This window comes from Streptomyces sp. NPDC050703 (genome assembly GCF_040654435.1).
Classification (GTDB): Bacteria; Actinomycetota; Actinomycetes; order Streptomycetales; family Streptomycetaceae; genus Streptomyces.
In genome coordinates this window covers 1-20,841 of the sequence record NZ_JBFAHX010000022.1, presented here as the reverse complement: position 1 = coordinate 20,841, position 20,841 = coordinate 1, and the positions used below count along the sequence as shown (strand labels likewise).

Sequence of the window (20,841 nt, the reverse complement as noted above, 5' to 3'; positions counted from 1 at the left end):
CGTGCCGAGGGGGCAAGGATCTCGGCTCAGGGGCCGGTGCGCACCCTCCGTCACTGAATCTCCCCCGAACGGGCGGTGGGGAACCACGTGGCCCGGCTGTCTCAGGGGCGTGCGAGGATGAGGCGCAGCGCGCCGCGGGGGCGCGGCGGGTGCGACGATGCAGAAGGGCCGGGGCCTGGCGTGAGTGAGAACCAGAACCTCCTCGCCGAGCAGCGCCGCGCCCTGATCCTCGACGAGGTGCGCCGCAGGGGCGGTGTCCGCGTCAATGAACTGACCCGCAAGCTCGGCGTCTCCGACATGACGGTCCGCCGCGATCTGGACGCGCTGTCCCGGCAGGGCGTCCTGGAGAAGGTCCACGGCGGCGCGGTGCCGGTGGTCGAGGCGAGCACGCACGAGCCGGGGTTCGAGGCGAAGTCGGGTCTGGAGCTGAGCGCGAAGGAGGACATCGCGCGGACGGCGGCGTCCCTGGTGGCGCCCGGTTCGGCGATCGCGCTGTCCGGCGGCACGACGACGTACGCGCTGGCGCACCACCTCCTCGACGTGCCCGATCTGACCGTGGTGACCAACTCGGTGCGGGTCGCGGACGTCTTCCACTCCGCGCAGCGCAGCTCGGGGCAGCGGCAGGGCGCGGCGACGGTGGTGCTGACCGGCGGGGTGCGCACGCCATCGGACTCGTTGGTCGGTCCGGTCGCCGACCAGGCGATCGGGGCGCTCCACTTCGACGTGCTCTTCCTCGGTGTGCACGGCATATCGGCGGAGGCCGGTCTCTCGACGCCGAACCTGGCGGAGGCGGAGACCAACCGGCGCCTCGTGCAGTCGGCGCGGCGCGTGATCGTGGTCGCGGACCACACCAAGTGGGGGACGGTGGGGCTCAGTTCGTTCGCCGCGCTCTCGCAGGTCGACACGTTGGTGACGGACGCGGGGCTGTCGGCGGAGGCGCGCGCGGAGGTCTCCGAGCAGCTGCGCGGGCTCGTGGTGGCGGGTGAGCCGGAGGCGGCGGAGGAGCCCGCGGACAACTGAAGGGCCGTCAGCTATGGTGACCGTGCCCGGTCAACCGCCCGATCCGCTGGGGGCAGCGTTCGATGGCACGCCGACTGAAGCCCGTGACGCTCGACTTCGCCGACTCCGCACCGCTGCGCCTGGTCTTCACGCGCGCGATGGACGCGGCGCCGGAGGCGGTCTACCGCGCGCTCGCCGAGGAGACCGCCGACTGGCCGAGGTGGTTCGCCGCGGTCACCGCGTGCCGCCCCGTCGCCGGCGGCGAGGGCCGGGAGGTGCGGCTCAGGGGCGGCACCCGCTTCAGGGAGACGGTCCTCGCGGCCGAGGCCCCGCACCGCTACGCCTACCGTATCGACGAGACGAACGCGCCGGGCCCCCGTGCCCTCCTGGAGGAGTGGCGGCTCAGCCCCGCCGGGACCGGCACGCTCGTGCGGTGGACCGTCGCGGCGGACGGCCCCGCCCCGCTCCGCCTCCTGCTGAGGGCCGGCCGCGGCGGTCTCGGCCGCGCCTTCCGCGGCGCCGTGACACGCCTCGACCGGCGGCTCACCTCAGGGGGGCGGGCCCCCGGCTAGGAAGGGGCTACCGCCACTCCCCCGTGGCCAGCAGCGTCTCGATCGCCGCCGCGTACGGAGCGATGTCCAGGCCCTGTCCGGCCAGCCAGGCGTCGGAGTAGTACTTGTCGAGATAGCGGTCGCCCGGGTCGCAGATCAGTGTCACCACACTGCCCTGGCGGCCCGCGGCGACCATCTCGGCGACGATCTTCAGGGCGCTCCACAGGCCGGTGCCCGTCGAGCCGCCCGCCTTGCGGCCGATGGCGCCCTCAAGGGCGCGCACCGCGGCGACGGACGCCGCGTCCGGCACCTTCATCATGCGGTCGATCGCGCCGGGCACGAAGCTGGGCTCCATGCGGGGCCGTCCGATGCCCTCGATGCGGGAGCCGCAGTCGCTCGTCGCGTCCGGGTCGTTCTTCGTCCAGCCGTCGAAGAAGCAGGAGTTCTCCGGGTCGGCGACGCAGATGCGGGTGTCGTGCTGCATGTAGTGGACGTAGCGCGCCAGGGTCGCCGATGTGCCGCCGGTGCCCGCCGTGGCGACGATCCAGGCGGGCTCGGGGAAGCGTTCGAGGCGGAGCTGCTGGTAGATCGATTCGGCGATGTTGTTGTTGCCGCGCCAGTCGGTGGCCCGTTCCGCGTAGGTGAACTGGTCCATGTAGTGGCCGCCGGTCTCGACGGCGAGGGCCGCGGACTCGGCGTACATCGTGCGCGGGTCGTCGACGAAGTGGCACCGGCCGCCGTGGAACTCGATCAGACGGCACTTCTCGGCGCTGGTCGTGCGCGGCATCACCGCGATGAAGGGCACCCCGATGAGCTTCGCGAAGTACGCCTCGGAGACGGCCGTCGAGCCGCTGGACGCCTCGATGACCGGGCGGCCGGGCCTGATCCAGCCGTTGCAGAGGCCGTAGAGGAAGAGGGAGCGCGCCAGGCGGTGCTTGAGGCTGCCGGTCGGGTGCGTGGACTCGTCCTTGAGGTACAGGTCGATGCCCCACCGCTCGGGCAGCGGGAAGCGCAGCAGGTGGGTGTCGGCCGAGCGGTTGGCGTCGGCCTGGACCTTGCGGACGGCTTCTTTCAGCCAGTCGCGGTACTCCGCGTCGCTGTGGTCGACGTCGAGCGTCGGCATCGGCCCGTCGGCTCGAAATGGCTGTGGGGTGTCCACCGCGGGGCTCCTTCGCGTCGTGCCGGACGCGATTCGACGCGGCCGTACCCCTCGATCTTAAACACCCCTCGCACCCTTCTCACCTGCATAAACACACCTTTGAGCACCTCAAAGGCACTGCTGGCGCAGCCGCGGGCAGCGGGCCCGGCGGGCGGCCGGGGCGCCGTGTCGACGGCATTTCCCGACGTCTCCAATGGGCACTGGTGCTCGACGCCCACGACAGGCAGACTGCACGTCACGGGACGTGGTCCCGTACGGAGCAGGGGACCACGTCCCGCGACGGAGCGATGTCACCGGAGCGCACGAGGAGGCTGAAGTCATGGCGGAGCCGGAGTTCACGGCGACGGGTGTGCGGATCGGTCGGCGTCTGCGCTCCCTCACCCGCGCCGGGCAGGTCCGGATCGCCGACGGCAGGCTCGAACTCCTCACCAGTTACGGCACGGAGATCGACAGTGCGCCCGTGCAGGCCGTGCGCGCGGGCAAACCCTGGTTCGCCCCGGAGGACCGCGCCCTGGCCGAGGTGAACGGCACGCGCTACCGGCTCACCCTCGGCGAGCGCGAACCGGCTCCCGGTCAGGCCGGACCTCCCACCGTGCGCAGGTTCATCGAGGCGGTGCGCGGGGCCGCGGGACGCCGCGCCCGCGGCTGAACGGGTCGTCACCGGGCCGAACGGGTCCTTCTGTCGCACGCGAGTTGCACGCCCGTTCCCCCTGGGTCACTCTGGTCTCACATCACTCTGGGTTTACCGGCGATGACGCTGCGAACCAGCCCGCCGCCGGCACGCAGTAGGCGGCAGACCAAGCGGCCACCTGCTGGATCCGAACGACGCCTTCTTCCGGACCTCAATTCGGGGAGTCGCAGCCGTGATCAGCAAACCAAGCAGGCATTGCACGGTGGAGCTTCAGGCACTGCCGTCGCGGATCCGCCAGGTCCGCAGAATCATCTCCGCGCAACTGCGGTACTGGCGTCTCGACCCCTTGATAGACCAGGCCGCACTCGGCGTCACCGAGCTGCTGACCAACGTCCATCGGCACGCCGAACCGGACAAGGGGTGCACCGTGGAGATCGAGCTGCTCCTGGAGCGGCTCACCGTCTCCGTCCACGACCACGATCCCCGGCTGCCCGTGATCCACGAGGCGGAGCCGACGGCGACGTGCGGCCGCGGCCTCGCGCTGGTCGCGGCGTTGAGCGAGAGCTGGGGCGTGCGCCCCGAGGGGAACGCGGGAAAGGTCGTGTGGTTCACTCTCCCCGCCCCCGAGCCCTCGGTCACCGTCCCCTGGCGTCCCGTGTTCGGGATGACCGGAAAGACTCCCGCCCGGTCGGCCGTTGCCGGCTGACCGGGCGGTGACCGTTCCCCGCTCGTGTCCCGCACCGTGCGTTCGCCGTCGCGCGTACGCCGGTGGGGTCACTCGGTGGCGATGGCGCGCAGCACGTCGAGGCGCGCCGCGCGCCGCGCCGGGCGCAGCCCCGCCAGGGCTCCCGCGGCCAGGCCCACCGCCGCGACCACCGCGAGCCGCGCCGGCGGCAGGGCGAACGCGAAGGTGCTGTCGGTGGCCCCGTCGGAGGCCTTGACGAGCACCCGGCCCAGGAAGCCGCCGAGCGCGAGCCCGCCCGCCGTGCCGAAGGCGGCCACGAGCACCGACTCCCAGCGGGCCATGGCCCGCAGTTGTGCCCTGGTCTGTCCGACGGCACGCAACAGGCCCAGCTCGCGGGTGCGTTCGTGGATCGCGAGGGTCAGGGTGTTGGCGATGCCGAGCAGTGCGATGAGCACGGCGAGGGCGAGCAGCGCGTAGACGAGGGTGAGCATCATGTCGATGCCGCCCGCGGAAGACCGCGCGTACTCCTCGCGGGTCCGCACGTCCGGGTCGCCGTACTTCCCGGCGGTCTCCTCGACCGCCGCCTTGCCCTCGGCCGCGCCGACGCCGTCCGCGAAGGTGACGGAGACGAGGCTGTCGGCGTCCCGCGACCGGTGCGGCGCCCAGGCCGCGCGGGTGAACGTACCGGCGAAGCGGCGCCTGTGGCCGCGCAGCGAGGACAGGCTGATGCGGGTCGAGGCACCGAGTGGGCTCATGGCCGTGCTCCTCGTACGGGATGGGCGTCCGTGGGGTGGGCGCTCGTGTGGCCGGTGTCGAAGACCTTGATCCTGTCGAGGACGCGGTCGGCCGTCGGGTCCGCCATCCGGTCCACGAGGCGGCCGTCGGCGAGGAAGACCACCTCGTCGGCGTGGGCGGCGGCGACCGGGTCGTGGGTGACCATGACGACGGTGCGGCCCATCCGGCGCACCGCCCCGCCGAGCAGGTTCAGGACTTCTTCGCCGGAGCGCGAGTCGAGGTTGCCGGTCGGCTCGTCGGCGAAGACGACGTCGGGCCTGCCGGCCAACGCGCGTGCCACGGCGACGCGTTGCTGCTGCCCGCCGGAGAGTTCGGAGGGCCGGTGGCCGAGCCGGTCGCGCAGCCCGACGACGTCGATCAGGGAGTCGGTCCACTCGCGGTCGCCGCGGGTGCCCGCGAGGTCCATGGGCAGCGTGATGTTCTCGGCGACGGTCAGCGTCGGCACCAGGTTGAAGGCCTGGAAGACGAAGCCCACGCGGTCGCGGCGCAGCAGCGTGAGCCGCCGGTCGTCCAGTGTCCCGAGCTCCGTGTCCCCGATGAAGGCGGCGCCGGAGGTGAGCGTGTCGAGGCCCGCGGCACAGTGCAGGAGGGTGGACTTGCCCGAGCCGGAGGGACCCATGATCGCGGTGAACCGGCCGGCGGGGAAGCCGACGCTCACCTCGTCGAGGGCCCTGACGGAGGTGTCGCCACCGCCGTAAACCTTCACGGCTCCGGCGACCCGGGCGGCGTCCGGGGGCCGTACGGTCGCGGCGCTCACGCGGCACCGCCCTCGGCCGTGCGGCCGGACTCCTCGCCGAGGACGGTGAGGGGCGATTCTGCCCCGGTTCCGCGTCCGGGGTCCGCGGCCCGGAGAGTTCCGCGCCCGCCGCGCCGTCCGGCGCGGCGCGGGAGGGCGGCGGCGCCGATGACGACGGCCGCCCGGACCAGCGGGAAGAACAGCATCTACGGGGCGGGCCCGCCGTCCCGGTGCGCCAGGGTCTGCATGGGGAGTCAGCTCCTCGGTAGGGATCTCGCACGACACGTCGAGACTCGCCCCGCGCGGCCTGCCGGGTCGTCGTACGGGCAGCGGCACCGCGCGTACCGCCGGGGAAGTACGCGGGGGCGGTCCTGCTGCTCCCGCGACACCATGGATTCTGTACCTACTAGTATGTACAGTGTCCGCATGAGCACTCCGGAGCGTCTGATCGAGTCCACCCGCGAACTGCTGTGGGAGCGCGGTTACGTGGGCACCAGCCCCAAGGCGATCCAGCAGCACGCGGGCGCCGGGCAGGGCAGCATGTACCACCACTTCGCCGGCAAGCACGACCTGGCACTCGCCGCGATCCGGCGCACCGCCGAGGAGCTGCGCCGCACGGTCGATGACGTGCTGGGCGGCGAAGGTCCGGCGTACGGGCGCATCGAGGCGTACCTGCTGCGCGAGCGCGACGTACTGCGGGGCTGCCCCGTCGGGCGGCTCACGATGGACCCGGACGTCATCGCCGACGAGACCCTGCGCGCACCCGTGACCGAGACGCTCGACTGGCTGCGCGACCGGCTCGCCGGGATCGTGCGGGAGGGGTGCGAGCGGGGCGAGTTCACGGCGCCGCTCGATCCGCACACGACCGCGTCACTGATCGTGGCGACGGTCCAGGGCGGCTATGTCCTGGCGCGCGCCTCCGGCTCGCCGGCCGCCTTCGAGGCGGGCGTACGCGGTCTGCTCGCCCTTCTCGCGTCGGCCAGGGCCGACGACACCACCACCCAGTGAGGACTTCCGCGTTGCACATCACCCGAAGCCGGCCCGCGAGCGTGCGGGGCCCCGCCGAGCAGTTCACCGGCACCGTCTGGCTCGACGAGATCGCCGCACCCGCGCCGCCGTCGCGGCTGCGCGTCTTCAGCGTCCACTTCGCGCCCGGCGCCCGCACGGCCTGGCACACCCACCCGCACGGCCAGGTCCTGCACGTCACCGAGGGCGAGGGCCGCGTCCAGCGGGCGGGCGGTCCCGTCGAGCCCATCCGGGCGGGCGACACCGTCTGGATCGGGCCCGGCGAGAGCCACTGGCACGGCGCGGGACCGCACACCTTCATGACCCACCTGGCCGCGGTCGAGGCGGCGCCGGACGGGACGGTCGCCGACTGGGGCGCCCTGGTCGACGACATCGCCGCCGCCGGGTGAGCCGGCGACCGACGGAGTACACGATGCATGCCATGCAGTACGACATCACCCTGCCCGCCGACTACGACATGGAGGTCATCCGGCGCCGCGTCGCGACGAAGGGCCATCTGCTCGACGCGTTCCCCGGGCTCGGCTTCAAGGCGTACCTGATGCGCGAACGCGGCAGGGACGGCTCGCCCGTCAACCAGTACGCGCCGTTCTACCTCTGGAACACCACTTACGGCATGAACTCCTTCCTCTGCGGCCCCGGCTTCCAGGGCCTCGCCGACGACTTCGGGCGGCCCGTGGTGCGGCACTGGACGGCCCTCGCGTACGAGGAGTCACCCGGCGCGGTGACCGGCGCGGCCCTGCCGAAGGCGGCGCTGCGCCGCCGCACACCGGTCCCCGCGGCGACGCCGCTGCCGGTGCTGGCGGAGGAACTGGCCCGCGAGGCCGAGCGGTTGACGCGCGAGGAGGGCGCGGTGTGCGCCCTCGCCGCCGTCGACCCGCGGAGCTGGGAGGCGGTGCGCTTCTCCCTCTGGGACCACGAGGCGCCGCGCGGTGCCGGGGACGTCTTCGAGGTGCTGCACGTCTCGGCCCCGGAGCGGGAAAAGCTGCCGAGGGGTCGGCAGTGGTGACGCCGCCCGGCCGGGCCGCCGCCGAGTCGGCCACGGTCCGTACCGTCCTCGGCGACGTCCCGCCGGCGGCTCTCGGCGTCTGCGACGCCCACGACCACCTCTTCCTGCGCAGCCCGCTCCTGCCGGGACAGGAGCTGGACTCGCCCGTGTCGGCCGCCGGTGAACTGGCGGCGTTCCACGCGGCCGGCGGCCGGAGCGTCGTCCAGTGGACGCCGCACGGCATGGGGCGGCGGGCGGAGCGGCTGCCCGAACTGGCCCGGACGGCCGGGGTGCACGTGGTGGCCGCGACGGGTCTGCACCAGGCCGTCCACTACTCCCCCGAGACGCTGGACCGGCTGCGGGCGCACGGGCTCGCGGAGCTCTTCGTCCGCGAACTGGCCGACGGCATCGGGGAGTCGGGCGTTCGGGCGGGGCTGATCAAGGTCGCGGGCGGCTACCACGGACTCGACGCCCACGCCCGCTGGACCATGACGGCGGCGGCCGATGCGCACCACGCCACGGGCGCCCCGATCGCCGTGCACCTGGAACTGGGCACGGCCCCGCTCGACGTACTCGACCTGCTCTGCGCCGACTCGGGGGTGCCGCCGCACAAGGTGATCTTGGGTCACCTCAACCGCCACCCCGACCTCACCGTCCACCGCCAGGCCGCCGAAGCGGGCGCCTACCTGGCCTTCGACGGCCCCTCCCGCGCCCACCACGCCACGGACTGGCGCATGCCGGACGCGGTGGCGGCCCTGGTCGACGCGGGCTTCGGCGACCGCCTCCTCCTCGGCGGCGACACGACGACGGCGGGGGCCCGGTCGGTCCACGGCGGCCCCGGCATGCCGCATCTGCTGCGCCGGGTGGGCCCCCGGCTCCGGCTCGCGGTGGGCGAGGAGCCGGTACGGCAGATCCTCGCGGTGAATCCGGGGCGGGCCTTCGGGGTGGAGTGGCGGACGGCCAGAACGGACTGACCGGCTGCGGCACATGTGCCGGTGGCGCGGGGCTGTGGGACACCGGCATCACCGGCTCCTCCACGGGGGCCGTGCCGCTGCTCCTCGTCGTGTACGGGGCGGCCACCGTCGTCGGCGACACGGTTGTCGGCGACACGGGCGTGGGCGGTTCGCCGACCGCCGTACGGTGCCGATGCCGGTGCCGGTGCCGGTGCCGGTGCCGCCGTACGGTGCCGGTGCCGCTGAGGGGGCTCGGGCCGAACCTGGGCACCGGTCGTGCCGCGCCGCCGGGCCGGGGGCGGCCCCCACGCCGCCGGGCGGAGGACCGTGCCGGACCTCGCGGGCACCGCCCGACGGCCGGCGTGCGGACGGGGCCGCGCTAGCCGAGCGCGCCGAGGGGGTCGTCGAGCACCGGCTGCCAGGCCAGCTCCGCGGCCCCCACCAGGCTGTTGTGGTCCAGCGTGCAGGCCAGGATCGGTACGCCGCCGCTGCGTCCCCACAGGCTCCGGTCGGCGACGACGGCACGCAGCCGCTCGGGGTCCGCCTCCAGGAGGGCGCGGTGCAGGCCCCCCAGGATGATCCGGTCCGGGTTGAGGATGTTGACCAGGCCCGCGAGCCCGAGGCCGAGCCGGTCGATCAGCGCCTCGGCCGCCGCGCGCACGGAGGGATCGCCGTACGCGTCGCGCAGCAGTTCACGCGCCTGCACGAGCAGCCCCTCGGGCCCTGGCTCGCGGCCCGCCTCCGTCAGGAAGGCCAGCGGGTCGGTCTCGACGTCCAGACAGCCGCGGCTGCCGCAGTGGCAGGGCCGCCCCTCGGGATTCACCGTGAGGTGGCCGACCTCCAGGGCGAGGCCCGAACTGCCGGTGTGGAGGCGCCCGTCGAGGACGAGCGCACCGCCGACACCGCGGTGCCCGGTCGCCACACAGAGCAGGTCCCGCGCGCCGCGGCCCGCGCCGTGGCGGTGCTCGGCGAGCGCGGCGAGGTTGACGTCGTTGGCGGCGAAGGCGGGGCCCTCGATCTTCGCCTCGCGGACGCAGTCGGTGAAGATCTGCCGGACCGGGGCGCCCGCGGGCCACGCGAGGTGCAGCGGGTTCAGCGCGGTGCCCTCCGGCTCCGCGACGGCGGACGGCGCGGCGAGGCCCGCCCCCACGCAGCGCCTGCCGGTCTCCCTGAGCAGCCGCGCGCCCGCCTCGACGACCGAGCCGAGGACCTGGGCGGGGTCGGCGTCGACGGTCTCGCAGCCGGGGGCGGTCGCGACGATGCGCCCGCCGAGGCCGACCAGCGCGGCCCGGAAGCCGTCCGCGTGCACCTGGGCGGCGAGCACCACGGGCCCGTCCTCCGCGACGGAGAGCCGGTGCGAGGGCCTGCCCTGCGACCCCGCCGCGGCGCTCGGCCTCGCGTCGATCCTGATCAGTCCGAGTGCTTCCAGCTCGGCGGCCACGGCACCCGCGGTGGCGCGCGTGACGCCGAGCTCCGCGGTGAGCACGGCACGGGTCGGGGCGCGCCCGGTGTGCACCAGTTCGAGCGCGGGTCCCAGCGCGCCGCGGCCCCGCTCCAGGCGGGTGCGGGTGGTCACTTCCCCCTCGGCACGGGGGTCAGCCTTGCCGTTCATGAAGGGGAGTGTCCCATGCTCCGTACACGGCCCGGCCGTTCGTACGTCATCAGCCCGTTCCTTCCGGGAACCGTCTCGGTTAATCACGGACGCCCCGCACGGCCGTCACCCGCGCGCCCCGGCCAACCACTCACACGCCTTGATCCGCCGCCCGTGCGCACTCTACCCTCACTTTGTGCCGCTACTAAACAAACTCGGGACCGCAGCGTCGCGGCCCACCGCCCCCGACCTCCGCCGGCTGCGGATCGTGCTCACCGTCTTCTTCGCGCTCGACGGCTTCGTCTTCGCCGGGTGGGTCGTCCGCATCCCCGCCATCAAGGAACAGACGGGCGCGTCGACCGGCACGCTCGGACTCGCGCTGCTCGGCGTCTCGGCCGGAGCGGTGATCACGATGATGCTGACCGGACGGCTCTGCCGCCGCTTCGGCAGCCACCGGGTCACCGTGGTCTGCGGCGTGCTCCTCTCGCTGAGCGTCGCCCTGCCGCCGCTGACCCACTCCGCGGCGGCCCTGGCCGCGGTGCTCCTGGTCTTCGGCGCCGCGTACGGCGGCATCAACGTCGCCTTCAACAGCGCCGCCGTCGACCTCGTGGCCGCGCTGCGCCGGCCGGTCATGCCCACCTTCCACGCGGCGTTCAGCCTCGGCGGCATGATCGGGGCGGGCGTCGGCGGGCTGCTCGCGGGCTCCCTCTCCCCCACCCGCCACCTCCTCGGCCTCACCGTGATCGGCCTGGCCGTCACCGCCGTCGCGGGGCGCGCGCTGCTGCGGATCGAGCCCCCCGCGCCGCCGGGCGACGCCCGCCCCGGGGCGAGCGTCCCGCGCCGCCCGGAGCCCCGTACCCGCGGCGTCGTCCTCGTCTTCGGCCTCATCGCCCTGTGCACCGCGTACGGAGAGGGGGCGCTCGCCGACTGGGGCGCGCTCCACCTCGAAGAGGACCTGGCCGCCCACCCCGGGGTGGCCGCCGCGGGCTACTCCTGCTTCGCCCTGGCCATGACGGTGGGCCGGCTCAGCGGAACGGTCCTGCTCGAACGGCTCGGCCAGACCCGCGTCCTCGTGGCGGGCGGCGCCACGGCCGCCGCCGGCATGCTGCTCGGCGCGCTCGCCCCCGCCGTGTGGCTCGCCCTCATCGGCTTCGCGGTCACGGGGATCGGGCTCGCCAACCTCTTCCCCGTGGCCGTCGAACGGGCCGGTGCGCTGGCCGGGCCGAGCGGCGTGGCCACCGCGTCCACACTCGGATACGGCGGCATGCTGCTCGGCCCGCCCGCCATCGGATTCCTGGCGGACTGGTCCACCCTGCCGGCGGCGCTCACCAGCGTGGCGGTCCTGGCGGCGCTCGCCGCCGCGATCGGCTACGGCACCCGCCGCACCGTCAGCCGAACTGGCCGGGCCGGTAGTCGCCGGCCGGCTGCTGGATGATGACGTTCATCCGGTTGAAGGCGTTGATGACGGCGATGACGGACACCAGCGCCGCGAGCTGGTCCGCGTCGTAGTGCTTGGCGGCCTCGGCCCAGGCCTCGTCGGTCACGCCCCCCGAGTCGCTGATGCGGGTGCCCTGCTCGGTCAGCTCCAGGGCGGCCCGCTCGGCCTCGCTGAAGACCTTCGCCTCGCGCCAGGTCGCGACGAGGTTGATCCGGACCTGGCTCTCGCCCGCCTCCGCGGCCTCCTTGGTGTGCATGTCGAGGCAGAAGCCGCAGCCGTTGATCTGGCTGGCGCGCATCCGCATCAGCTCCTGTGTCGCGAGCGGCAGGGGCGAGTCCAGGAGGGACCTGCCGGCGGCGACGAGGTGCTTCAGGTAGTTCACCGCGACCGGGTTGTCGAAGTAGTCCATACGGGGTTCCACGTGGTTCTCCCTCGGTGTGTCCGCTGGTACACCTCACCGACGATGCGGCCCGGCGGAATGTGAGGCCGCCGCCGGCGCGGACCCCGCGCACGGCCCGCACCCGGCGCCGGTCTCACATTCCGGGGCGCTGTCCCGTCGTAGGGATACAGGCAGCAGCGACCGAGGGAGCCGGCCCAGCCATGACCACGCGATCCACTTCGCCCAAGCCCGCGCCCGCCCGGAGCGAGCGCGGCCGGGCCGCCCACGGCCGGCCCGGTGCCGACGGCCCCCTCGACGCGGACCTCGCCGCGATCATGGGCGAGCGGCGGCAGCTGCTCGGCCTCTCCTACCGGCTGCTCGGCTCACTGGCGGACGCGGAGGACGTCGTGCAGGAGACGTACGCCCGCTGGTACGCGATGTCCCGGCAGCGGCAGGAGGCCATCGACAACCCGGGCGCCTGGCTGACGAGGGTCTCCGGGCGCATCTGCCTCGACCTGCTGGGTTCGGCGCGGGCCAGGCGGGAGAGTTACGTGGGCGAGTGGATACCCGAGCCGCTGCCCGGCCGTACGGAGTGGGTCGGCGGCAGGACCGGCGGTGCGGACGCCGACCCGGCCGACCGGGTCACCCTCGACGAGTCGATCACCATGGCGTTCCTCGTCGTGCTGGAGTCGATGACCCCGGCCGAGCGCGTCGCGTTCGTCCTGCACGACGTCTTCAGCTACCCCTTCGCCGAAGTAGCCGGGATCGTCGGCCGGTCACCGGCGGCCTGCCGCAAACTGGCCTCGTCCGCCCGCCGCCGCGTCCGGGAGTCGCGGCGCCCCGCGACCCCGGCGACCCAACAGGCCGACCTCGTGCGGAGTTTCCGGGTGGCCTGGGAGGCCAAGGACGTCGACGCCCTCATCGGCCTCCTCGACCCCGACGCCACGGCGACCGGTGACGGCGGCGGCCTCGTCAACGCGGCCCTGCGCCCGGTCGCGGGCGGCGAGCGGATCGCGCACGGCCTGATCGACGTCATCGGCCGGTCGGAGTCGCCCGTGACGCTCCTGGAACGCACGGTCAACGGCCGGCCCGGCCTGGTGGCGCGGCAGGACGGAGCCACCAGCGCGGTGTTCGCCTTCGGGGTGGCGGGCGGCCGGATCACCCATATCTGGGCCGTACGGAACCCGGAGAAGCTGCGGCCCTGGAGGGCGGCGTGAAGGCACGGTCCGTCGGCCGTGACACGCCGGGTCCGGTCGCGAGCACTGAGCCCGAAGGGCCGCCGGCCATCACGGACCGCGTCAGGCCGTCGCGGCGCCGGGGGTGAGCATGCGCTTCAGGACGGCCCGCTGCAGCGGGCGCACCTCGCGGTGGAGGGCGCGCCCCTTGCCGGTGAGGGAGACCCGTACGCCCCTGCGGTCCTCGCTGCACATGCCGCGCTCCACCAGGCCGTCCTTCTCCAGGCGCCCGATGAGGCGGGAGAGGGCGCTCTGGCTCAGGTGCACCTGCGCGGCGATCTCCTGCACGCGGAACGTGCAGCCGCCGTCGTCCGACGAGCCCTCCGCCAGCACGTCGAGCACCTCGAAGTCGCTCGCGCCGAGGCCGTGCGGATGCAGCTCGCGGTCGAGTTCGCACAGGGTGCGCGCGTGCACCGCGAGGATGTCGCGCCACTGGTCCACGAGCCCCTGCTCGGCCGTTTTCGCCGCCATGACATCGCACGTTAGCAGAGGAGACGCCGTTCCTTGCACCGTAATCATATGCACATGCAATACATGCAGGCACATAGAGATGCGGGTCCATGCGTGGAGGGCAGCCGCCGTCGTGCTGCTCCCGTCACGGCTCAGCCCAGCCAGCCCGGCCGGACGAGCCCCGACTCGTAGGCCATGACGACGAGCTGGGCGCGGTCGCGGGCGCCCAGTTTCACCATGGTGCGGCTCACATGGGTCTTGGCGGTGAGCGGGCTGACCACCAGCCGGCGGGCGATCTCCTCGTTGGAGAGGCCGATGCCGACCAGTGCCATCACCTCGCGCTCCCGCTCGGTGAGCCCGGCGAGGGAGTCGCCGGCGGCCGGTTCCTTGGAGCGGGCGGCGAACTCGGCGATCAGCCTGCGGGTCACGCCGGGCGAGAGCAGCGCGTCGCCGCCGACCACCGCCCGCACGGCGCGCAGCAGCTCGTCCGGTTCGGTGTCCTTGACCAGGAAGCCGGACGCCCCGGAGCGGAGTGCCTCGAAGACGTACTCGTCGAGTTCGAAGGTGGTGAGCATGACGACCTTCACGGCGTCGAGGTTGGGCTCTCCGGTGATCCGGCGGGTCGCTGCGAGGCCGTCGAGCGCCGGCATGCGGATGTCCATGAGGACCACATCGGGGCGCAGCTCGCCCACCGTCCGCACCGCTTCCTCGCCGTCCGCGGCCTCGCCCACCACCGCGATGTCGGGCTGGGCGTCGAGGAGCGCCTTGAACCCGGCCCTGACCAGGGACTGATCGTCGGCGAGCAGTACGCGGATCACTGGTCCTCCCCGGTGGCGGTACGGCCCTTCGCGTCCCGGCCCGAAGGCAGCGGCAGCACAGCGGTGACCCGGAAGCCGCCGAACGGGCGCGGGCCCGCCTCGATCGTGCCACCGAGGGCAGCGGCCCGCTCCCGCATCCCGGCGAGTCCATTGCCGCTGCCGCCCGCCTCGGCGCCGGTGGCGGGCCCGTCGTCGTCGATCCGCAGGGTGAGCGCGGACCCCGCGTGGCGCACCAGCACGCGCGCGTGACGGGAACCGGAGTGCCGTACGACGTTGGTCAGCGCCTCCTGGACGACACGGAACGCGGCCAGGTCCACGCCGGGCGGCAGCTTGGCCCGGGTGCCCTCGGTGGTGACGTCCACGGTCAGGCCCGCGCCGCCCGCCTGCTCGACGAGTTCCGGGAGCCGGTCGAGGCCGGGGGCCGGGGCGCGCGGCGCCTCACCCGGCGCGCGCAGCGTGTCGAGGACCTGCCGCACCTCCCCCAGCGCCTCCTTGCTCGCGGCCTTGATGGTGGTCAGGGCGGTGCGGGCCTGCTCGGGGTCGGAGTCGAGCAGGGCGAGGCCCACGCCGGCCTGGACGTTGATGACGGAGATGCTGTGCGCGAGGACGTCGTGCAGCTCGCGCGCCATGCGCAGCCGCTCCTCGTCCGCACGCCGCTCGGCGGCCCGCGCCCGCTCGGCACGTTCCTTGGCCCGCTGTTCACGGCGTACGCGGCCGAGTTCGGAGACGGCGACGATCGCGACGACCCAGACGGCGACCACGAGCTCCCCGCTCCAGGGGCGCGCCCCGTCGTCGCCGGGCGGCAGCCGGCGGTAGAGCCAGTGCGAGAGGAGCAGATGTCCGGCCCAGAGCCCGGCGACGGCTCCCCAGGCCGCACGCCGGTGCCCCGCGACGACCGCCGCGAAGCAGGCCACGGCGACGGCGACGAGCACGGGGCCGTACGGGAACCCGGCGCCGAGGTAGACCAGCGTGAGCCCGGTGGTGGCGGACACGACGGCGGCCGGGTGCCGGTGGCGGAACAGCAGTACGGCCGTGGCGAGGAGCAGCAGCACCCTGGCCAGGGGCGTGAGGGCCGTCCGGTCCTGCTGGCCGTGCGCGGCGAAGCCGGAGCCGATCTGGACGAACGCGGTGAGCGCCAGCGTCGTCGGCCAGGGCAGCCCGCGCGCGGTGCCGTCGCGCGGCCCGTGGTTCCACCGGGGCGGGCCCTGCCGCCATGGGCCGCCGCCCCGGGACGTGGGCGGACCACCGGGACCGCGTGCGCGCTGCTCGTCCATGGCGGTCACGCTAGACCGCGGGGCGCGCCGGCGGCGTCCGCCGGGCGAGGTGATCAGGCGTACTCCCGTCGGAGTAGCCCCCCTGATCGCGGGGGTACACGGGAGGTGTCGCGGGAGGTGTCACGGAAGGGGTGACACGCCTCGCGGTCCAGCGGTCCAGTGCGTTCAGCGCGTTCAGCGCGTTCAGCGGTCTAGCGATCCAGCGCGTTCAGCGCGCGCCCCGCGAGCGGATGCGTCCGTACCAGCTCGCCCAGCGTCGTCGAGCCGCGCGTGATCCGCGCGAAGGCGTTCCACGCGGGGCGGAAGCCGGTGAGTGCCGTGTGCAGGACGCCGGGGCGGCGCTCGAAGACCTTGAGCATGCGGCGCCCGACGCTCATCTCCACACCGAGCCCGGCCTTGATGGCGAAGGCGTAGTTCAGCGCCTGGCGGCGGGCGTCCACCGCGTCGTGCGCCTCGGCGATGCGGACCGCCCACTCGCCCGCGAGCCGGCCGGAGCGCAGCGCGAAGGAGATGCCCTCGCGGGTCCAGGGTTCGAGGAGTCCGGCCGCGTCGCCGCAGACCAGGACCCGGCCGCGGGAGAGCGGCGAGTCGTCGCTGCGGCAGCGGGTGAGGTGCCCGGAGGAGATGCTGGGCTCGAATCCGGCGAGGCCGAGCCGGGCGATGAAGTCCTCCAGATACCGCTTGGTGGCGGCGCCTTCGCCGCGCGCGGAGATCACGCCGACGGTGAGGGTGTCGCCCTTGGGGAACACCCAGCCGTAACTGCCCGGCATCGGGCCCCAGTCGATGAGCACGCGGCCCGCCCAGTCCTCCGCGACGGTCGCGGGCACCGGGATCTCCGCCTCAAGGCCGAGGTCGACCTGGTCCAGCTTGACGCCGACGTGGGCCCCTATGCGGCTCGCGCTGCCGTCGGCGCCGACCACGGCACGGGCCAGGATCGTCTCGCCGCCCTGCAGCACGACGGCCGCGGTGCGCCGGTCTGGCACGTCGGGCCCGTGCTGCTCCACGCGCGTGACGGTGACGCCCGTACGCAGTTCGGCTCCCGCCTTCTGCGCGTGCTCGACGAGCTGCTGGTCGAACTCGGGGCGGTTGATGAGCCCGAACAGCATCTGCCGGGAGCGGCGGGTGCGCGTGAACTTGCCGTCGAGCGAGAACGTCACCGCGTGCACCCGGTCGCGGAGGGGCAGGTCGAAGCCGGGCGGCAGGGAGTCGCGCGAGGGGCCGATGATGCCGCCGCCACAGGTCTTGTACCGCGGCAGGTCGGCCTTCTCCAGGAGCAGGACGCTGCGTCCCGCGACGGCCGCCGCGTAGGCCGCCGAGGCTCCGGCGGGGCCGGCTCCGACCACGACGACGTCCCACACGTGCCGGCCGTCGTCCGCTGAGTTCTCGCTGCTCACGTTGGTCTACCGCTCCTGATCCCGCTGTTGGCCGCGCTTTCCCGAGGCATCCTACGGCGCACGCTCCCGGGCGCCTCTTGTGGGAGGATCACATCTACCCACACGTACAACGTCGCACCTACGAGGAGCGTGCCCATGTCGCGGGATCCGATCGCCGGGACCATCGCCTCACTCATGCCGAAGGCGAAGGCGGAGCTCACCGAACTGGTGGCCTTCAAGTCGGTGGCGGACTTCGGCCAGTTCCCGCGGAGCGAGAGCGAGGCCGCCGCGAACTGGGTGGCCGACGCGCTGCGCGCCGAGGGTTTCAGGGACGTCGCGCTGCTCGACACCCCCGACGGCACGCAGTCGGTGTACGGCTTCCTGCCGGGCCCCGAGGGCGCCCCGACCGTCCTGCTCTACGCGCACTACGACGTGCAGCCGCCGCTCGACGAGGCCGCCTGGGCCACCCCGCCCTTCGAGCTGACCGAGCGGAACGGCCGCTGGTACGGCCGCGGCAGCGCCGACTGCAAGGGCGGCGTCATCATGCACCTGCTCGCGCTGCGCGCCCTGAAGGCGAACGGCGGCGTGCCCGTCAACGTGAAGGTGATCGTCGAGGGCTCCGAGGAGCAGGGCACCGGCGGTCTTGAGCGGTACGCGGAGGAGCACCCCGACCTGCTGGCCGCCGACACTATCGTCATCGGTGACGCGGGCAACTTCCGGGTCGGCCTGCCGACGGCGACGTCGACCCTGCGCGGCATGACCCTCGTACGTGTCACGGTCGACACGCTTGAGGGCAACCTGCACTCGGGGCAGTTCGGCGGCGCCGCACCCGACGCGCTCGCGGCGCTGGTGCGGGCCCTGGACTCGCTGCGCGCCGAGGACGGCTCGACGACGGTCGACGGCCTCGCGGGCGACGCCGTCTGGGACGGCCTTCAGTACGAGGAGGACGATTTCCGCAGGGACGCCAAGGTGCTCGACGGCGTCGAGCTGATCGGTGGCGGCACGGTCGCCGACCGGATCTGGGCGCGCCCCGCCGTCACCGTCCTCGGCATCGACTGCCCGCCGGTCGTCGGCGCGACGCCCTCCGTGCAGGCGGGCGCGCGGGCGCTGATCAGCCTGCGGGTGCCGCCGGGCGTCGACGCCGTCGAGGCGACGAAGCTGCTCCAGGCGCACATCGAGGCGCACACGCCGTGGGGCGCGCGGGTGCGCACGGAGCAGATCGGGCAGGGCCAGCCGTTCCGCGCGGACACGACGAGCCCGGCGTACGCGGCGATGGCCGAGGCGATGAGCGAGGCCTATGCGGGCCAGGAGATGCAGTACGCGGGGCAGGGCGGCTCGATCCCGCTGTGCAACACCCTCTCCACGCTGTACCCGCGGGCGGAGATCCTGCTGATCGGCCTGAGCGAGCCGGAGGCGCAGATCCACGCGGTCAACGAGAGCGTGTCCCCCGAGGAGCTCGAACGCCTCTCGGTGGCCGAGGCGCTGTTCCTTCGGAAGTACGCGGCGAGCTGACCGTCCGGGCCGCCGCTCGCACGCGGCGGCCCGCTGTTCGCCGTCAGCCCAGGGGGACGCCCGCCTCCAGGTAGAGCACCGCGCCGCGTTCGCGTGCCCGCAGGGCCCAGCGGAGGCGTTCGTAGCGGACCGGGGGCAGCAGGTCGGCGGCCTCCCGCTCGGTGACGAAGCGGCAGTCGCGCAGTTCGGGGCCCGGCAGCAGGAGGCGGTGGACGTCGGCGCTGTCGAGTCTGCCGCCGTCGAAGAGGAACCTCATGCCTCCGTAGCCGGGCGGTCGCGGCGGCTCCCAGTCGGCGACGAGGAGGCGGGGCAGTCCGTCCAGCCGTATGCCGGTCTCCTCGGCCACCTCGCGCACGCCCGCGCGCGCGGGGGCCTCGCCGGGTTCGACGACGCCGCCGGGGAACTCCCAGCCGGCCTTGTACGTCGGGTCGACCAGCAGCACCCGGTCCCGCTCGTCGAAGAGCAGCACCCCGGCGGCGAGGGTCTCGGCGGTGGGCTCCGGCGTCTGCACGATGTCGCAGGCGGAGGCGTCCCCGGTCCGCACGGCTTCGGCGAGGCGGACGGCGGTCTCCCTCGGCGTGAGCGCGCTGGTGTCGACGCGGTGGGCGTCCGCGCCGAGCCACCCCGCGAGGGCGGCTCGGTAGGGCTCGATGTGGTCGAACGACCACTGCCGTACGCGCATGTCGCCGTCGGGCAGGTCGGGCGGCACGTCGCGGCCCGCTATCCGCGCCCGCAGGATCGTTTCCTCGGGGGCGAGCAGAATGTGGCGCACGGGAATCCTGCGGGCGGCGAGACCACCGAAGATCTCATCGCGGTACTCCTGGCGCAGCAGTGTCATCGGCACTACCAGAACACCGCCCACTTCGGCGTGGATCGCGGCCGCCGTGTCGACGACGAGGCGGCGCCAGATCGGCAGGTCCTGCCAGTCGTCGACTTCCGCGAGGTGCTTCGCGGGCAGCAGGTGCGGCAGCGCGCCGCCGATGATCTCGGGGTCGAAGAGCGTGCTGTGCGGGATCAGTTCGATCAGTTCCCGTGCGGTACTGGTCTTTCCCGCGCCGAATGCGCCGTTGATCCAGACGATCACGGTTCCCCCTCATCCGTCAGCCCCCTGTGGCTTGCCCGCAACACCCTGCCATGGAAACCAAGGGCTGACAGAGGACAACTCCCCTAGCCGGAACCGTGTCAAGCGATTGCAGCCAAGTTCACCCCAAGGCGTGGCGCATGGCTTTCGTGAATCGTTCCCGCACTCCGGAACGCTCAAGTCCCCGCTAGCGTCGCCCGTTAGGCGCCCCAGTCCCCGGCGATCCTCAAGAGGCATTCCTGTCGGCCGCCCTCCCCAAGGGCGGACCGGCGCCGGCGCTGGGGGTTTTGGATGCAGCAGGGCGAGCTGAGCGAATACACGCGCGCCGAGGCGATTCGGCCGCCTCGCGTGTATGGAATCGACCATGCCATCGTCGTCGAATTGCACGGCGAGATCGATCTCGTGGCGTATCAGCGGCTGTTCCCGCTGCTGGACGCCGTGGCCGCGGGGCCCGAGGAGGTCGTCGTCATCGACCTCAGCGAGGTCGACTTCTTCGACTGCTCCGGGGTCTCGCTGCTGATGCGGGTGCACCGTCGCGTGACGGGCAGGGGCGGCACACTGCGCATCGTCTGCCCCCAGGCACTGACCCTGCGCATCCTGCGCCTGACGCACCTCACCGACCTCCTCTCCCCCGCCCCGACCCTGGGCGCGGCGCTGCTGGTGCCGGAGGACGAGTAGCGGACGGGCGGCGGCCACCGGTCGCCGTCACGCACCGTGACCTTTGAACGCGCGCGCGGTGCCCCGCCGTCTTACGTTGGCCACGTAACACCCAGCACGATCAGAGGAGTAGTCATGGGTGAGAGTGGCGGCATGGACAAGCTCAAGGGCAAGGCCAAGGAGATGACCGGCAAGGCCACCGGCAACGACCGGAAGGCGGCCGAGGGCAAGGCGGACCGCGCCAAGGGCGAGGCCAGGGACGCCATGGGCTCCGCCCGTGACAAGGCCAAGGGCGTGGGCGACTCGATGAAGCGCGACCGCTCCTGACCGCTGCCGCAGGGCCCGGCTCTCCGGGCCGCACACAGCCGTGCCCCCTGTCGTGTGCCGGGGGGCACGTGACCGTCCCGGCCGCCGGGCTGCCGGGACGGTCATGGGCAGTCCGGTGCCGGTCACGGCGTCTCCTCGGCGGTGTCGGGCGTCTCGTCCGGGTCCACCACGGCCAGCACCTGGTCC

General features: G+C 73.6%; 23 protein-coding genes and 1 pseudogene. 13 read left to right on the top strand and 11 right to left on the bottom strand.

Going from position 1 to position 20,841, the window contains the following annotated elements; all coding sequences use genetic code 11:
- The first annotated feature begins 180 nt into the window (after window positions 1-180).
- Entirely contained in the window at window positions 181-1,020 is an 840-nt protein-coding gene (locus AB0I16_RS20940; RefSeq protein WP_363250945.1) for a DeoR/GlpR family DNA-binding transcription regulator, read from the top strand.
- 62 nt (window positions 1,021-1,082) lie between these two features.
- The gene (locus tag AB0I16_RS20935; RefSeq protein ID WP_363250944.1) at window positions 1,083-1,571 is read left to right on the top strand and encodes an SRPBCC family protein; all 489 of its coding nucleotides are present in this window, start codon (window positions 1,083-1,085) and stop codon (window positions 1,569-1,571) included.
- 7 nt (window positions 1,572-1,578) lie between these two features.
- Here the strand turns inward: AB0I16_RS20935 and AB0I16_RS20930 are convergent, their stop codons facing one another.
- Window positions 1,579-2,673: a PLP-dependent cysteine synthase family protein gene (locus tag AB0I16_RS20930; protein WP_363251051.1), complete on the bottom strand. Its 1,095-nt coding sequence runs from the start codon at window positions 2,671-2,673 to the stop codon at window positions 1,579-1,581.
- Window positions 2,674-3,028: 355 nt separating this feature from the next.
- On the opposite strand from AB0I16_RS20930, the gene AB0I16_RS20925 reads away from it, so the two are divergent.
- Window positions 3,029-3,358, top strand: coding sequence for a hypothetical protein (locus AB0I16_RS20925; RefSeq protein WP_363250943.1), 330 nt, complete (start codon window positions 3,029-3,031; stop codon window positions 3,356-3,358).
- A gap of 214 nt (window positions 3,359-3,572) precedes the next feature.
- The gene (locus AB0I16_RS20920) at window positions 3,573-4,046 is read left to right on the top strand and encodes an ATP-binding protein (protein ID WP_363250942.1); all 474 of its coding nucleotides are present in this window, start codon (window positions 3,573-3,575) and stop codon (window positions 4,044-4,046) included.
- 68 nt (window positions 4,047-4,114) lie between these two features.
- Here the strand turns inward: AB0I16_RS20920 and AB0I16_RS20915 are convergent.
- The 3 genes and pseudogenes from AB0I16_RS20915 to AB0I16_RS20905 all read right to left on the bottom strand — a co-directional run.
- Window positions 4,115-4,750: pseudogene (locus AB0I16_RS20915) on the bottom strand (ABC transporter permease); the annotation flags it as partial.
- A gap of 26 nt (window positions 4,751-4,776) precedes the next feature.
- Window positions 4,777-5,577, bottom strand: coding sequence for an ABC transporter ATP-binding protein (locus AB0I16_RS20910; RefSeq protein ID WP_363250941.1), 801 nt, complete (start codon window positions 5,575-5,577; stop codon window positions 4,777-4,779).
- The gene (locus AB0I16_RS20905; protein ID WP_363250940.1) at window positions 5,574-5,762 is read right to left on the bottom strand and encodes a hypothetical protein; all 189 of its coding nucleotides are present in this window, start codon (window positions 5,760-5,762) and stop codon (window positions 5,574-5,576) included. The genes AB0I16_RS20910 and AB0I16_RS20905 overlap by 4 nt, the downstream gene beginning before the upstream one ends.
- 205 nt (window positions 5,763-5,967) lie before the next feature.
- Here AB0I16_RS20905 and AB0I16_RS20900 point away from each other — a divergent pair, with 205 nt between their 5' ends.
- From AB0I16_RS20900 to AB0I16_RS20885, 4 genes are read left to right on the top strand one after another with little or no spacing between them, the layout of a single operon-like run.
- Window positions 5,968-6,564 carry a TetR/AcrR family transcriptional regulator gene (locus AB0I16_RS20900; RefSeq protein ID WP_363250939.1) on the top strand — a complete coding sequence of 199 codons (597 nt, stop codon included), beginning with the start codon at window positions 5,968-5,970 and terminating at the stop codon, window positions 6,562-6,564.
- A gap of 11 nt (window positions 6,565-6,575) precedes the next feature.
- On the top strand, window positions 6,576-6,971 hold the full coding sequence (locus AB0I16_RS20895) for a cupin domain-containing protein (protein ID WP_363250938.1): 396 nt from the start codon (window positions 6,576-6,578) through the stop codon (window positions 6,969-6,971).
- Window positions 6,972-6,994: 23 nt separating this feature from the next.
- Window positions 6,995-7,588 (top strand): DUF4865 family protein, encoded by a 594-nt coding sequence (locus tag AB0I16_RS20890; protein ID WP_363250937.1) that lies wholly within the window; start codon window positions 6,995-6,997, stop codon window positions 7,586-7,588.
- Window positions 7,582-8,541 (top strand): phosphotriesterase, encoded by a 960-nt coding sequence (locus AB0I16_RS20885; protein WP_363250936.1) that lies wholly within the window; start codon window positions 7,582-7,584, stop codon window positions 8,539-8,541. The genes AB0I16_RS20890 and AB0I16_RS20885 overlap by 7 nt, the downstream gene beginning before the upstream one ends.
- A 358-nt stretch (window positions 8,542-8,899) precedes the next feature.
- On the opposite strand, the gene AB0I16_RS20880 is transcribed toward AB0I16_RS20885, so the two are convergent.
- Complete coding sequence (locus AB0I16_RS20880; RefSeq protein ID WP_363250935.1) at window positions 8,900-10,132, bottom strand: ROK family protein; 1,233 nt, start codon at window positions 10,130-10,132, stop codon at window positions 8,900-8,902.
- A gap of 175 nt (window positions 10,133-10,307) precedes the next feature.
- Between AB0I16_RS20880 and AB0I16_RS20875 the strand changes: the two genes are divergently transcribed.
- Window positions 10,308-11,546 (top strand): MFS transporter, encoded by a 1,239-nt coding sequence (locus AB0I16_RS20875; protein WP_363250934.1) that lies wholly within the window; start codon window positions 10,308-10,310, stop codon window positions 11,544-11,546.
- Here AB0I16_RS20875 and AB0I16_RS20870 read toward each other — a convergent pair.
- Window positions 11,500-11,970, bottom strand: a complete 471-nt coding sequence (locus tag AB0I16_RS20870; protein WP_363250933.1) for a carboxymuconolactone decarboxylase family protein — start codon at window positions 11,968-11,970, stop codon at window positions 11,500-11,502. The two genes, AB0I16_RS20875 and AB0I16_RS20870, sit on opposite strands and share 47 nt — an antisense overlap.
- A 293-nt stretch (window positions 11,971-12,263) precedes the next feature.
- Here AB0I16_RS20870 and sigJ point away from each other — a divergent pair, with 293 nt between their 5' ends.
- A complete protein-coding gene (gene sigJ / locus AB0I16_RS20865) occupies window positions 12,264-13,145 on the top strand; it encodes an RNA polymerase sigma factor SigJ (protein ID WP_363251050.1) in 882 nt (293 codons plus the stop codon).
- Window positions 13,146-13,226: 81 nt separating this feature from the next.
- Here the strand turns inward: sigJ and AB0I16_RS20860 are convergent, their stop codons facing one another.
- From AB0I16_RS20860 to AB0I16_RS20845, 4 genes are all read right to left on the bottom strand, one after another.
- Entirely contained in the window at window positions 13,227-13,634 is a 408-nt protein-coding gene (locus tag AB0I16_RS20860; RefSeq protein ID WP_363250932.1) for a MarR family transcriptional regulator, read from the bottom strand.
- A gap of 131 nt (window positions 13,635-13,765) precedes the next feature.
- Entirely contained in the window at window positions 13,766-14,431 is a 666-nt protein-coding gene (locus AB0I16_RS20855) for a response regulator transcription factor (RefSeq protein ID WP_363250931.1), read from the bottom strand.
- Entirely contained in the window at window positions 14,428-15,705 is a 1,278-nt protein-coding gene (locus AB0I16_RS20850; RefSeq protein ID WP_363250930.1) for a sensor histidine kinase, read from the bottom strand. The genes AB0I16_RS20855 and AB0I16_RS20850 overlap by 4 nt, the downstream gene beginning before the upstream one ends.
- A 191-nt stretch (window positions 15,706-15,896) precedes the next feature.
- The gene (locus AB0I16_RS20845) at window positions 15,897-17,099 is read right to left on the bottom strand and encodes a geranylgeranyl reductase family protein (RefSeq protein WP_363250929.1); all 1,203 of its coding nucleotides are present in this window, start codon (window positions 17,097-17,099) and stop codon (window positions 15,897-15,899) included.
- 135 nt (window positions 17,100-17,234) lie between these two features.
- Here AB0I16_RS20845 and AB0I16_RS20840 point away from each other — a divergent pair, with 135 nt between their 5' ends.
- Entirely contained in the window at window positions 17,235-18,590 is a 1,356-nt protein-coding gene (locus AB0I16_RS20840; protein WP_363250928.1) for a dipeptidase, read from the top strand.
- Between the two features lie 43 nt (window positions 18,591-18,633).
- Here AB0I16_RS20840 and AB0I16_RS20835 read toward each other — a convergent pair whose 3' ends face one another.
- Complete coding sequence (locus tag AB0I16_RS20835) at window positions 18,634-19,674, bottom strand: NUDIX domain-containing protein (protein WP_363250927.1); 1,041 nt, start codon at window positions 19,672-19,674, stop codon at window positions 18,634-18,636.
- 345 nt (window positions 19,675-20,019) lie between these two features.
- Between AB0I16_RS20835 and AB0I16_RS20830 the strand changes: the two genes are divergently transcribed.
- Both AB0I16_RS20830 and AB0I16_RS20825 read left to right on the top strand, forming a co-directional pair.
- Entirely contained in the window at window positions 20,020-20,349 is a 330-nt protein-coding gene (locus AB0I16_RS20830) for an STAS domain-containing protein (protein ID WP_363250926.1), read from the top strand.
- A 114-nt stretch (window positions 20,350-20,463) separates the two neighbouring features.
- On the top strand, window positions 20,464-20,655 hold the full coding sequence (locus AB0I16_RS20825; protein WP_363250925.1) for a CsbD family protein: 192 nt from the start codon (window positions 20,464-20,466) through the stop codon (window positions 20,653-20,655).
- The last annotated feature ends 186 nt before the right edge of the window (window positions 20,656-20,841 follow it).